Here is a 12,565-nt window from a genome sequence, read left to right on the forward strand (position 1 = left end):
CCAGCTCAGATCAGGCCTGGCACTGCTTGGCGTTGGTCTTCTTGCAGATGTCGCGGATGGTGTCGTAGTACGCGTCGTCGACCGGCGAGGTGCCGTAGAAGGTCGCGCGGAAGGCGTCGCTGTCGGCGCTCTTCACGCCAGAGTCGATGATCTGGTCGATCGTGACCTCGGACAGGGCCTTCTCGAGCTTCTCCTTCACGTCGGCGGGCAGCGAGTCGGACTCGACGATCGGCGCACCGGGGACCATCGTGCGGTCGATGACCTTCACGCCGTCGTTCTTCTCGACCTCGGAGTCCTCGGCGAAGCCCGCCTCGCACTCGACGCCCTCGGCGGTCTTCGTCACCGAGACGTCGTGCTTGCCGGCGAAGACCGGGGTGATGTCCTTCTCGGGGTCGATGCCGGCCTCGAGCAGGTTGTAGCTCGGGAAGAGGTAGCCGGAGGTGGAGGACGGGTCGACGAAGCAGACCTTCTTGCCCTTGAACTCCTCGATCTTCGTGATCGACGAGTCCTTCGGGACGATCGCCTCGGAGTAGTAGCCCGGCTCCTGCCCCTTGTCGGTGATGATCGACGAGATCGGCGTGATCTTGGCCCCGTTGTTGAGCGCGGTCACGTAGGTGAAGCCGGAGAAGGAGGCGACGTCGATCTTGCCGGCCACGGCCGCCTCGATGAGGGCCGCGTAGTCGGTCGACTCGTGGTATTCGACCTTCTTGCCGGTCTCCTGGGCGATGTAGTCCATGAGCGGCTGGTAGTTGGTCTGCGTGTCGACCGAGTCGGGGACGACGCCGAAGACGAGGGTCTGGTCGTCGACCGCGAAGGTCCCGGCCGCGGCGGAACCGGTGTCGCTGGCGGTGGCGCTCGAGCAGGCGGCCAGGCCGATCGAGAGGAGGGCTGCGGCGCCGAGCGCAGCGACGCGGGTGAGGGAGAGCTTCATGTGCTGGGACGTACCTTTCAGAAGGACCGATGCACCCGCCCGCTCCGCGCGTGGCTCCGGTGGATCGGAACCGCGAGTGACCGACGCGGGCACTGCTGTGTGCCGTACGTGTGATCACGCTACGAGCGGCGCCCGAACAGGGCCGGGCCTCCCGGTGAACAGGAGGTGAAGCCCCGCGGAAGGATCGATCAGGCAAGCCACGGCCGTCGTCCGCCGAGCCGCCTAGACTGCTGGAATCCGCCCATCCGAGCAGCAGAGCAGGTGAGTCGTTTGCCCCTCGACCCGATCTTCGTCGAACGAGCGCGGACGCACCGCGCCTACCTCATCTCGACCGCACTCGAGCAGGCGAAGGCCTTCTTCCTGCGGCCGAAGACGACCACCGTAGCGCGCCCGAAGCCAGCTCCCGCGGCGGACCCGAAGGCGACCTCCCCGAAGGCCGCCGGGCCGAAGGCGAAGCCCTCGAGCCCGACGGCGAAGGCGACCACCGCCGCACCCCGCCGCAAGAAGACGCGCGCGCAGCACCGCAAGGCCGCGCGGAACTGGGACAAGAAGGAGCTCGCGACCGTCGGCGTCCCGGGCCCGGAGCTGCGCATCGAGGAGCACACGATCCCGGTCGCCGGCTTCCCCGACGTCCGGATCCGGCTCTACCACCCGCCGACGGCCGAGGGCGACCAGGCGGTGCCCGCGGTCCTGTCCTTCTTCGGTGGGGCGTTCCGCATCGGCGGGATCGACTACCCGACGACCGACGCGGGGTTCCGTCGTCGGGCGGCCGACGCCGGCGTGGTCATCGCCGCCGTCGACTACGCGCTCGCTCCCGAGCACCGGTACCCGACGCAGCTGGAGCAGGCCCATGCGGCGCTCGAGTGGCTGTTCGCCGAGGCCGCGACGCTCGGGATCGACTCGGGGCGGATCGCCGTCGCCGGGGTGTCCGCCGGCGGCAGCATCGCGGCGGCGCTCACGCTCGTGAACCGCGAACGCGGCCGGCTGCCCATCCGACTCCAGCTGCTGGAGGTGCCGGTCACGGACCTCACCGGCGGCCACATCGACCTCCGTCCCGTGCGGGAGATGGGCATCCCGAGGATCTTCGCGATCAAGGAGCTGCGCTCCGTCGCGAAGACCTACCTCCTCGATCGACGTCAGGCGAAGGAACCGCACGCGTCGCCCCTCCTCGCTCGGTCGCACGCGGACCTCCCCCGCGCCGTGATCCTCACGGCCGAGTACGACCCCCTCCGCGGCGACGGCGCGGCCTACCTCGCCGCGCTCCGGGCCGACGGCGTCGACGCGAGCGGGACGATGTACCTGGGCGCGACGCACGACACCCCGATCTTCGGCGGCGTACTCCCTGCGGCCCGCCGCTGGCACGACGACGTGGTGACCGCCCTGCGGTCACTCCACGACGCGGACTGAGTCGGGCCGCCGCGCCCACCGGCTTCCCCTCGGGCCGGAAAGCTGGAATCGTGTCGGCATGGACGCCCACGAGATCCGGAACGCCTACCTCGACTTCCTCGAGCGGAACGGCCACGCGCTGATCACGCGGGCGCCGCTCGTCCCACGCGGCGACACGAGCACCCTGTTCAACGGCAGCGGGATGCAGGCACTCCTGCCGTACCTCCTCGGTGAGGATCACCCCGACGGACGGCGGCTGACCGACAGCCAGCCGTGCGTCCGGGCCCAGGACATCGAGGACGTCGGCGACAACCGGCACACCACCTTCTTCGAGATGCTCGGCAACTGGTCGCTCGGCGACTACTTCAAGGAGACGCAGATCCGGCAGTTCTTCACCTTCCTGCTCGACATCGTCGGGCTGGACCCGGAGCGGATCTCCGTCACCTGCTTCATCGGCGATCCCGCGAACGGCATCCCGCGCGACGACGAGGCCGCGTCGATCTGGGCATCCGTGTTCGCCGAACGCGGGGTCTCCAACGGGATCGCGGAGATCGGCTCCCAGGCCGACGGCGACGCCCGCGGGGTGCGGCCCGGAGAGCGGATCTTCTTCTACGACGGTGGCGAGAACTGGTGGTCCCGCGGCGGGTCACTCGAGGGCACACCGATCGGTGACCCGTGCGGCCCCGACAGTGAGGTGTTCTACGACTTCGGCCCCGAGTACCAGGATCCGTCCTTCGGCCTCGCGCATCCCGCGAGCGACGGCGGACGGTTCATGGAGATCGGCAACCAGGTGTTCATGCAGTACCGCCGACGCGAGGACGGCTCGTTCGAGGAACTCGCCAGACGCAACGTGGACTTCGGCGGCGGCCTCGAACGCATCGCCGCCGCGTCGATCGACTCCGACGACGTCTTCCGCATCTCGCTCCTGTGGCCCATCGTCGAGCGACTCCAGGAGCTCACCGGGAAACGCTACGAGGACGAGACCGCCGCGATGCGCATCATCGCCGACCACCTCCGGGGTGCGACCTTCCTCGCGGTGGACGGTGTGCGTCCGTCGAACAAGGAGCAGGGCTACGTCATGCGGCGGCTGCTCCGACGGGCGATCCGGCTCGCGCTCTCGCTCGACCTCCACGAGAACTTCTTCGGCGAGATCGTGCCCGTCATCGCCGGGCTGTACGCCGACGACTACCCGGAGGTGGCCGCCGCCCGCGACGAGGTCGTCGCCGTCCTCGTCAAGGAGGAGCAGTCGTTCCGACGCACGCTGGGCGCTGGCCTCCAGATGGTCCAGGGGTACGCCGGGCGGGTCATGACGGGACACGACGTGTTCCGGCTGTCGGACACGAACGGCTTCCCGAAGGAGCTGACCATCGAGGAGGCCGGGCGCCTCGGCATCGAGGTCGCTTCCGACTGGGAGGCGGAGTTCGCGGCAGCCCTCGCCGAGCAGCGCGCGCGGTCCCGCGGGGCGACGCACCTCGGCGCCGCCGGCCTCCCGGGCGGCGACACCGCCTGAGGGTCGGCCTCCGCTCAGTCGCGCTTGAGCATGTCGATGCCGGCACCGGCGAACTGCCGGAGCGTCGCGTCCGGCAGGAATGCACGGGTGAGCGCCGCGGCGATCCGGGTGAGGTCGCCCTCGTCGCGGTACAGGAGGTAGATCGGCTCCGATCGCGGGTTGAACTTCTGCTTGAACCGGTGGAGGGACGAGAAGCCGTACACGGGCTCAAGGATGCCGCTGAGCTGCCCCAGCAGGTGCGCGATGCGCCCTTCGTCGTCCTCGACCCGATGCGCGAGCGGTGCACCCGAGAGCGAGAGGATCTGCGCGCCCTCCTCGGCGAAGACCTTGGCCGAGGAGGCGATGAGGAACTCCATGACCGAACCGAAGCCCTCCTCACGTCGCCGCATGAGGTCGAGCGTCCACCCGCGGTGCTCGCCATCGGGGCCGAAGACCGGGAGCCAGCTGAGGAAGCCGTCGACGTCGCCGTCGGGTGAGATCGCGAGTGCCAGACGGACCTCGGGGTCGTCGGCTTCCTGCAGGGTCCCGAGGGTGAACCGCATCTCCGGCAGACCCTTGTCGCCGACCCAGCCCTCGGAGATGGCGCGGATCTGCTGTCGGACGCCCCAGGTCTCGGCGGCGTAGGTGCTCATCCGGAAGACCATCCCCTCGCGCTCGGCCTTGTTGAGCGCCGTGCGGATGTTCGACCAGGCCTTGCCGGTGAACGCGAGACCCGGGAGGTCGACGATCGTGTCGTCGGCGATGATGAGGTCGCGCCATCCCTCGGGCATCGCGTCCTTCGTCGCCTGGCTGGAACTGAAGAAGCACGGGATGAGGGAGTCGCGCTCGGCCGCCTGGACGAACTCCTCGACGCTCGCCTGGAGGTGCTCCGGCGGGCCGAGTGGGTCGGCGAGCACGATCGCGACGCCGGCGTGCTTCTGGTAGGGCACGAGGCCCACCGAGGTGCGGAAGTACTCCATGCCGTCCCACGTGGCCATCCAGGAGAGCGAGCCGCCGCCGTCGGTCCGGATGAGCGCGCGGGCGTCGTCGGCCGACGGCAGGTCCTGCTGCTGCTTGCGCCCGACGCCGAGCTGCCGGCGTCGGTGGGACGAGAACGCACTGCGGGTCGCGACGAGGTAGACGAGGAAGGCGAGCCAGAGCACCGACGTCGCCAGGAATACATCGGTGTCGCCCCAGTCGATCGGGAGCTCGGCGGGATCGAGCGGCGACAGTGCCAGGTACAGGACCGCGACCAGGACGTTGAGGATCGCCCACACGACGCTCAGGACCCACGCCCAGCGGCGACCGAGCCGCAGGCCGTTGGCGACGAGGATGATCACGACCGTGTCGATCGCGACGTCGAGCCACGGGCCCTCCGCCGGAGCAGTCGGACCGAACGGGCCGTTGGTCGGCACGAGCAGGGCGACGATCTGGACGACACCGAGGGCCACGCTCGTCGTGAACGCGAGCAGTCGACGCTCGCGGACGCTGGCCCGCTGGATACGGAAGGAACGGTTCACCGCGAGGACGAAGAGCACCGCGAAGGCGTGCTCGAGGTCCGCGAGCGACCCGATGAAGAGGACCCCGATCGCGGCATACGACGCGACGATGATCCAGCCCCGCTGCCGCCAGGGCGAGGCGAAGAGCGACACACACGCGGCGAAGCAGGCCATCGTCCCGCCGGACGGACCGACGTCGAGCATCCCGGCGAGGCTCGTCGCCCACGGCCAGGGCAGCTGGCTCGCGGCCCAGAGGAACCCGGCGGTGGCGAGGACAGCGACGAGCTGACCGGCGGCGAAGGTGATGAGCGCCACCTTCGATCCCCGCCACCACTCCAGCAGTCCGACCCAGGCGAACCCGATCACCGCGAACACGTAGGCCCACGGCTCCACGACGAGGAACGTGCCGGTGACGGGAGTCCACCAGCGCCCGGCCTCGAAGGCGGGCAAGCCGTAGGCGACCGCGTCCCACCACGGTTGCGCCGTCGTCGACTCCCAGAGGCCACGCCCGACGACGCCCACGACGAGGACGATCAGCACCAGGGCGATCGTGACCGGCACCCGGGCGACCACTGTTCGGATCCTCATGCGCGCTGCCCCCTTCGTGGTTCCACGGAGCACACGCGCGCCGTGCGGTCGAGGCTACAGAACGGCCGCGCGCGACCGCAACGCATCGCCGTCCGGCAGGCTGACCAGCGCGAGCCAGAGTTCGGCCCGAGCGGCGAAGGTGTCGAGGGGGCGCCCGAGCACCTGTTCCACCCGGGTGATGCGGTTGCGGAGCGTGTGTCGATGGATCCCGAGTCGCCGCGCGGCGGGCTCCCACTGCCCGTTCGCCTCGAGCCAGCCGCGGAGGCTCGGCACAAGGTCGGAGCCCTCCTCGCGGTCGACGCGGAGCACGGGCTCGAGCAGTTCCTCGGCCACGGCGGCGGCGCGGACGGGATCGAGCAACCCTGCCATCCCCGCTGCGGCGAGCGCCCCGAAACGCACGACGGCCTCGCCGGCGGAGACGGCGTGCTCGTGTGCGGAGACCGCCTGCTCGATCCCCGTCGTCAGATCAGCGAGCGCGAGGGATCGGGAGAGGCCGAGCCGCCGTGCGGGTGCCGCCGCGATCACCGCCTCGACCGCCCGATCGACGCCCGTCTCCGTGTCCCCCTCGGCCGCCGCGAGGAGGAGGACGGGCCGTCCGTCCTGCTCGGCGACGAAGAGCGAGCCCGGGCTGAGCGTCTCGGCCCGTTCCAGCTCGGTGAGGAGCGCCTCGCGCCCTTCGGTCGGCCCGGAGCAGACGCCGACACGAACCGCTCCGGTCGGCAACGGCGTACCGAGCTGTTCGGCGACCTCGCGCGCCGCAGTGGTCTGTCCGGCGCGGAGCAGCTGCCAGACACCGGTGCGCAGCGAGCGCCCCACCCGTCCGAGCGCGCCGCCCTGCTCGAGGGTGAGCCCGGCGATGGCGACGACGGAGGTCACGACGCTCTGGGCCGCGGCGTCCAACGGGCCGTCGGTCCCGGCGATGGCGAGGACACCCCGCAGGTCCCCGCGCCGACCGAGGGTCTGCAGCGACACCGTCCGGGTTCGGTTCGCGAGCGTCGCCCCCGACCGCTGTCCGCGGCTCAGGAGCATGGTGGCCTCACCGGCCACCCGCTCCAGGAGGCGCTCGGTCTCGGGACCGGCGGAGGGCCCGTCGCCCGCGATCGCCACCGGCGTCGCATGCGCGTCGAAGAGCACGACCCAGGCACCGAGCGACCGCGCGAGTTCGGTGACGACGGCGGCCGTCACGTCGGGTCGGAGTGCGGCGAACGCGATGGCGCGCTGGGCTCCCAGTGCCCAGGCGTCCCTCGCCCGCGCCGCCTCGGTGAGGAGGTCGGCCGCGTACCGGATGACGGCGATGAACGGCGTACGGTACGGGACCTCGATGAGCGGCATCCCGTGCGCCGCGCAGGCCTCGGCGAGTTCCGGCGGTGTCCCTGCCGTGATCACCTCGGTGCCGAACCCCAGTCCGGCGACACCGGCGTCGGCGAGGCGGGCGACGTACGCCTCGACCTGCGTCGTCGAGACCGCGGTCCCGAACTGCGTACCCGTGGTGAGCAGCACCTGGTCGGCGAGGAGGAAGGGCGTGGGGTCCGGCAGGTCGGACCCGGACACCCAGGCGACCTGCCGGTCGAGCGCGCCCTCGGTCCCGGCCACCACGAGCTTCAGGCCGAGCGCACGGTGGTCGAGGAGGTCCTGCAGCGTCGGTGCCATGGCGTGAGTCTACGCATGGATGCCGAATCGTCCAACCGATGCCAGTTGCATGTACAGACTGTCGACTGCCTCGACGCGGACCGCTGCCTAGCCTGGGTGCACTGCTCGCGGACGACCTCGGCGCCCCCGCCGGACGCGGCAGCCGAAGGAGTACCGATGACGAGCAGCACCGCAGCCCCCGCGCCCTCCATCCTCGGCGGACCCTCGCTCCCCCAGGAACGTCGCCTCGTCACCGCCATCCCCGGACCGATCTCCGAGGAACTCATGGCCCGGAAGCACGCCGCGGTCGCGTCCGGCGTCGGCACCACGATGCCGGTGTTCGCGGCCGGCGCGGGCGGTGGCGTCCTCGTCGACGTCGACGGCAACTCCCTGATCGACCTCGGGTCCGGCATCGCCGTGACCGGCGTGGGCAACAGCAACCCGCGCGTCGTCGAGGCCGTCACCCGACAGCTGCAGGAGTTCACCCACACCTGCTTCACCATCACCCCCTACGACTCCTACGTCGAGGTCGCCGAGGCGCTCAACCGCCTGACCCCCGGCGACCACGCGAAGCGCACGGCACTGTTCAACTCGGGCGCCGAAGCGGTCGAGAACGCGGTGAAGATCGCCCGCAGCCACACGAAGAAGCAAGCGGTCGTCGCCTTCGACCACGCGTACCACGGCCGCACGAACCTGACCATGGCCCTCACCGCCAAGTCCATGCCCTACAAGAGCGGCTTCGGCCCCTTCGCCTCCGAGGTGTACCGCGCACCGCTGTCCTACCCCTTCCGCGACGGTGGACTGACCGGCCCCGAGGCGGCGCAGCGCGCGATCACCCAGATCGAGAAGCAGATCGGCGCAGACAACCTCGCGGCGATCATCATCGAACCCATCCAGGGCGAGGGCGGCTTCATCGTCCCGGCGGACGGCTTCCTGCCGGCCCTGCTCGACTGGGCCCGCGCGAACGACGTCGTCTTCATCGCCGACGAGGTGCAGACCGGCTTCGCCCGCACGGGTGCGATGTTCGCATCCGAGCACTTCGACATCGTGCCCGACCTCATCATCACCGCCAAGGGCATCGCCGGCGGTCTGCCGCTCTCCGCCGTCACCGGACGCGCGGAGATCATGGACGCCCCGCACGCCGGCGGCCTCGGCGGCACCTACGGCGGCAACCCGCTCGCCTGTGTCGCCGCCCTGGCGGCCATCGAAGCGTACGAGGAGGAGGACCTCGCAGCCTCGGCCCGGGCGATCGAAACCCGCATCGCCGACCGCTTCACCGCGGCGCAGGCCTCTGACCCCCGCATCGGCGACATCCGCGGGCGCGGCGCCATGATGGCGGTCGAGTTCGTCGACCCAGCCACCGGCGAGCCCGACGCCGCCCTCACAGCACGCGTCGCCAAGGCCGCCCACCAGGCCGGGGTCATCGTCCTCACCTGCGGCACCTACGGCAACGTGGTCCGCTTCCTCCCGCCACTGACCATCCCCCTCGGGCTGCTCGACGAAGGACTCGACGTCCTCCTCGAGGCGCTCGCCGCGAACTGACGCCCCGCCCGCCGCTTCCTGAGCTTGTCGAAGGGCCGCCCTTCGACAAGCTCAGGGACCGAGGCGGCCCCCGCCCTCCGACAAGCTCAGGGACCGATGTGATCGTCCCCGAGCTTGTCGAGGGGCATGCACGCTGAAACACTGTGACCGACGGCACCGACACCACCAAGGAGCTCCACCCATGACCGATGCACGTGAAACCGATCTGCTCGCCAAGGTCCCGAACGGCCTGTTCATCGGAGGCGTCTGGCGCGACGCGACGGAGGGCGCGACGCTCGACGTGAGCGACCCGTCCACCGGCGACGTCATCAAGACGATCGCGGACGCCTCGGTCGCCGACGGCACCGCGGCCCTCGACGCAGCCGTCGCCGCTCAGGACGAGTGGGCGGCGACCGCTCCCCGCACCCGCTCCAACATCCTCCGGAAGGCCTTCGACCTCCTCCAGGAGCGTCGCGAGGAGTTCGCCCTCCTCATGACGCTGGAGATGGGCAAGCCGCTCGCCGAGGCGAACGGCGAGGTCACCTACGGTGGTGAGTTCCTCCGCTGGTTCTCCGAGGAGGCCGTCCGCATCTCCGGACGCTACGGGTCGAACCCCGAGGGCACCGGCATGATGACCGTCTCGCAGCACCCCGTCGGGCCGTGCTTCCTCATCACCCCGTGGAACTTCCCCCTCGCGATGGCGACCCGCAAGATCGCCCCGGCGCTCGCCGCCGGCTGCACGGTCGTCGTCAAGCCCGCCGAGCTCACGCCGCTCACGACCCTGTACTTCGTGAAGCTGCTCGAGGACGCCGGGCTCCCCGCCGGCGTCGTGAACGTCATCACCACCTCCAGCTCCTCCGCAGTGTCCGGCCCGATCATCGCCGACCCGCGGCTCCGCAAACTGAGCTTCACGGGCTCGACGGCCGTCGGTCAGAAGCTCATCGAGCAGTCCGCGAAAAACGTCCTCCGCACCTCGATGGAGCTCGGCGGCAACGCCCCGTTCGTCGTGTTCGAGGACGCCGACCTCGACAAGGCCGTCGAGGGCGCGATGGCCGCCAAGTTCCGCAACATCGGACAGGCGTGCACCGCAGCGAACCGCTTCATCGTCCACCGCGACGTCGCGGACGAGTTCGCGAAGCGCGTCACTGACAAGGTCAACGCGTTCCGCATCGGTCGTGGCACCGAGGACGGCGTGACGATCGGCCCGCTCATCGACGACCGCGCGGTCGCGAAGGCGAAGACCCTCGTGGGCGACGCCGTCGAGCGCGGCGCCGAGGTCCTCATCGGCGGCGAGGCCGTCGACGGACCGGGCACCTTCTTCCAGCCGACGGTTGTCACCGGCGTCGTGCCGGGGTCCGACATCCTCCGCGAGGAGATCTTCGGCCCGGTCCTCGCGATCGTGCCGTTCGACGACGAGGACGAGGCCGTGCGGCTCGCGAACGACACCGAGTACGGGCTCGTCTCCTACGTGTTCACCACCGACCTCGCCCGCGGACAGCGCATGATCGGCCGCCTGCAGACCGGCATGATGGGCCTCAACGTCGGCGTCATCTCGAACGCCGCAGCTCCGTTCGGTGGTGTCAAGCAGTCGGGCATCGGACGCGAAGGCGGACTCGAGGGCATCCACGAGTACCTGTACACGAAGTACACCATGACGCCCATCGGCTGACCCGCCTCGGTCGGCACGACGGAAACCGTCGCCGATCACCGATCCGACCGGCGACCTCGCCATCCGCGGTTCCATCCGACCACCGGATCCGCCATACTCGACTATCGGCGCCGGTCCCGAGCACCACACGGGCCCGACAGCACCACCCCGGCCCGCGAGCACCACCCGACAGCACCACCACCCGGTCCCCGAGCACCACCCGGTACCGACAGCACCACCCAGGCCCCCGAGCATCACCCCGGTCCCTGAGCTTGTCGAAGGGCCACGAACAGGAAGACACCTCATGAGCGCTATCGAACGCGACGTCGTCATCATCGGCGCCGGGGCCTCCGGGCTCACGGCCGCCACCAAGCTCCGCGCGGCGGGCCTGTCCGTCGCCGTCCTCGAGGCGCGCGACCGCGTCGGTGGTCGCCTCTGGACGAACCACATCGACGGAGCCATGCTCGAGCTGGGCGGCCAGTGGGTCTCCCCCGACCAGACCGCGCTGCTCGCCACGCTCGAGGAGCTCGGACTCGACACCTACTCCCGCTACCGCGAGGGCGACAGCGTCTACGTCAACGCCGAAGGCGTGCGCACCCGCTTCACGGGCGACATCTTCCCCGTCGCCGAGTCGACCGCGGCCGAGATGGAGCGACTCATCACCCTGCTCGACGAGCTCGTGGAGCAGGTCGGCGTCACCGAGCCGTGGGCGCACGCTCGGGCGAAGGAGTACGACCGCATCTCGTGGAGCGCCTGGCTCGCCGAGCAGACGGACGACGTCGAGGCGCGCGACAACATCGCCCTGTTCATCGCCGCCGCGATGCTCACGAAGCCCTCCCACTCCTTCTCGCTCCTGCAGGCGCTCCTCATGGCGGCGTCCGCCGGCAGCTTCACCCACCTCGTCGAGGCCGACTTCATCCTCGACAAGCGCGTCGTCGGCGGTCTGCAGCAGGTCCCGATCAAGCTCGCCGAGGCCCTCGGCGACGACGTCCACCTGTCCTCGCCCGTGCGTCGTCTCGAGTGGTCCGAGGGCGGTGTCTCGGCCGAGGCGGACAGCGTGACGGTCAACGCGCGGTACGCGATCGTCGCCGTCCCGCCGAACCTCTACTCCCGCATCGACTTCCAGCCGCCGCTGCCGCGCCTCAGCCACCAGATGCACCAGCACATGTCGCTCGGGCTCGTCATCAAGGTCCACGCCGTGTACGAGACGCCGTTCTGGCGCGAGGACGGCCTCTCGGCGACCGCGTTCAGCCCGTACGAGCTCGTCCACGAGGCCTACGACAACACGAACCACGAGGACCCGCGCGGCACGCTCGTCGGGTTCGTCTCGGACGAGCGCGCCGACGAGGTCTTCAAGCTGAGCGCCGAGGAGCGCCGCGAGCGGATCCTCACCTCGCTGTCGCACTACTACGGCGAGCAGGCCCTCTCCCCCGTCGTCTACTACGAGAGCGACTGGGGCAGCGAGGAGTGGACGCGAGGCGCGTACGCGGCGAGCTTCGACCTCGGTGGCCTCTCGCGCTACGGCGCCATGCAGTCGACGCCGGTCGGTCCGATCTTCTGGTCGACGAGCGACCTCGCCGCCGAGGGCTACCAGCACGTGGACGGCGCGATCCGCAAGGGCGCCGACACCGCGGAGGCGATCATCGCCCGCCACCAGGCGTAAGCGTCTCCCGGTCCCTGAGCCTGTCGAAGGGCCTCGGTCCCTGCCCTTCGACAAGCTCAGGAACCGCGTGTCGAAGGGCGCTCCGCTCCCCGCCCACCGCCTCCGGTCCCTGAGCACCACTTCCGGTCCCTGAGCTTGTCGAAGGGCCACCCCCGTCGATACCCTGCACCAACGAAACACCCGCACACCGCCGTGCATCCTGGTCCCGGTC

Annotated in this window: 8 protein-coding genes; 5 read left to right on the forward strand and 3 right to left on the reverse strand. The window is 70.4% G+C overall.

Features of this window, described 5'->3' with window-relative positions; translation table 11 throughout:
- Positions 1–10 precede the first annotated feature (10 nt).
- Complete coding sequence (locus CCK91_RS14875) at positions 11–931, reverse strand: phosphate/phosphite/phosphonate ABC transporter substrate-binding protein (RefSeq protein WP_086474636.1); 921 nt, start codon at positions 929–931, stop codon at positions 11–13.
- 261 nt (positions 932–1,192) lie between these two features.
- Between CCK91_RS14875 and CCK91_RS14880 the strand changes: the two genes are divergently transcribed.
- Positions 1,193–2,338 carry an alpha/beta hydrolase gene (locus tag CCK91_RS14880; protein ID WP_242664555.1) on the forward strand — a complete coding sequence of 382 codons (1,146 nt, stop codon included), beginning with the start codon at positions 1,193–1,195 and terminating at the stop codon, positions 2,336–2,338.
- 58 nt (positions 2,339–2,396) lie between these two features.
- Entirely contained in the window at positions 2,397–3,827 is a 1,431-nt protein-coding gene (locus CCK91_RS14885) for an alanine--tRNA ligase-related protein (RefSeq protein ID WP_086474638.1), read from the forward strand.
- Between the two features lie 14 nt (positions 3,828–3,841).
- Here the strand turns inward: CCK91_RS14885 and CCK91_RS14890 are convergent, their stop codons facing one another.
- Positions 3,842–5,893 carry a bifunctional lysylphosphatidylglycerol flippase/synthetase MprF gene (locus CCK91_RS14890; protein WP_086474639.1) on the reverse strand — a complete coding sequence of 684 codons (2,052 nt, stop codon included), beginning with the start codon at positions 5,891–5,893 and terminating at the stop codon, positions 3,842–3,844.
- A 54-nt stretch (positions 5,894–5,947) separates the two neighbouring features.
- On the reverse strand, positions 5,948–7,543 hold the full coding sequence (locus tag CCK91_RS14895; RefSeq protein ID WP_086474640.1) for a PucR family transcriptional regulator: 1,596 nt from the start codon (positions 7,541–7,543) through the stop codon (positions 5,948–5,950).
- 156 nt (positions 7,544–7,699) lie between these two features.
- Here CCK91_RS14895 and gabT point away from each other — a divergent pair, with 156 nt between their 5' ends.
- From gabT to CCK91_RS14910, 3 genes are all read left to right on the forward strand, one after another.
- The gene (gene gabT, locus CCK91_RS14900) at positions 7,700–9,064 is read left to right on the forward strand and encodes a 4-aminobutyrate--2-oxoglutarate transaminase (RefSeq protein WP_086474641.1); all 1,365 of its coding nucleotides are present in this window, start codon (positions 7,700–7,702) and stop codon (positions 9,062–9,064) included.
- Positions 9,065–9,245: 181 nt separating this feature from the next.
- Entirely contained in the window at positions 9,246–10,712 is a 1,467-nt protein-coding gene (locus tag CCK91_RS14905) for an NAD-dependent succinate-semialdehyde dehydrogenase (RefSeq protein ID WP_086474642.1), read from the forward strand.
- Positions 10,713–10,995: 283 nt separating this feature from the next.
- On the forward strand, positions 10,996–12,354 hold the full coding sequence (locus CCK91_RS14910; protein ID WP_086474643.1) for a flavin monoamine oxidase family protein: 1,359 nt from the start codon (positions 10,996–10,998) through the stop codon (positions 12,352–12,354).
- Positions 12,355–12,565: the final 211 nt, after the last annotated feature.

It is taken from the genome of Plantibacter elymi (nom. nud.) (genome assembly GCF_900177795.1).
Classification (GTDB): Bacteria; Actinomycetota; Actinomycetes; order Actinomycetales; family Microbacteriaceae; genus Plantibacter; species Plantibacter elymi.

What these genes read in the sequence shown, in the direction of transcription:
- CCK91_RS14875 (WP_086474636.1), bottom strand. Translation starts at nt 931, where the DNA reads ATGAAGCTCTCCCTCACCCGCGTCGCTGCGCTCGGCGCCGCAGCCCTC.
- CCK91_RS14885 (WP_086474638.1), top strand. Translation starts at nt 2,397, where the DNA reads ATGGACGCCCACGAGATCCGGAACGCCTACCTCGACTTCCTCGAGCGG.
- CCK91_RS14890 (WP_086474639.1), bottom strand. Translation starts at nt 5,893, where the DNA reads ATGAGGATCCGAACAGTGGTCGCCCGGGTGCCGGTCACGATCGCCCTG.
- CCK91_RS14895 (WP_086474640.1), bottom strand. Translation starts at nt 7,543, where the DNA reads ATGGCACCGACGCTGCAGGACCTCCTCGACCACCGTGCGCTCGGCCTG.
- gabT (WP_086474641.1), top strand. Translation starts at nt 7,700, where the DNA reads ATGACGAGCAGCACCGCAGCCCCCGCGCCCTCCATCCTCGGCGGACCC.
- CCK91_RS14905 (WP_086474642.1), top strand. Translation starts at nt 9,246, where the DNA reads ATGACCGATGCACGTGAAACCGATCTGCTCGCCAAGGTCCCGAACGGC.
- CCK91_RS14910 (WP_086474643.1), top strand. Translation starts at nt 10,996, where the DNA reads ATGAGCGCTATCGAACGCGACGTCGTCATCATCGGCGCCGGGGCCTCC.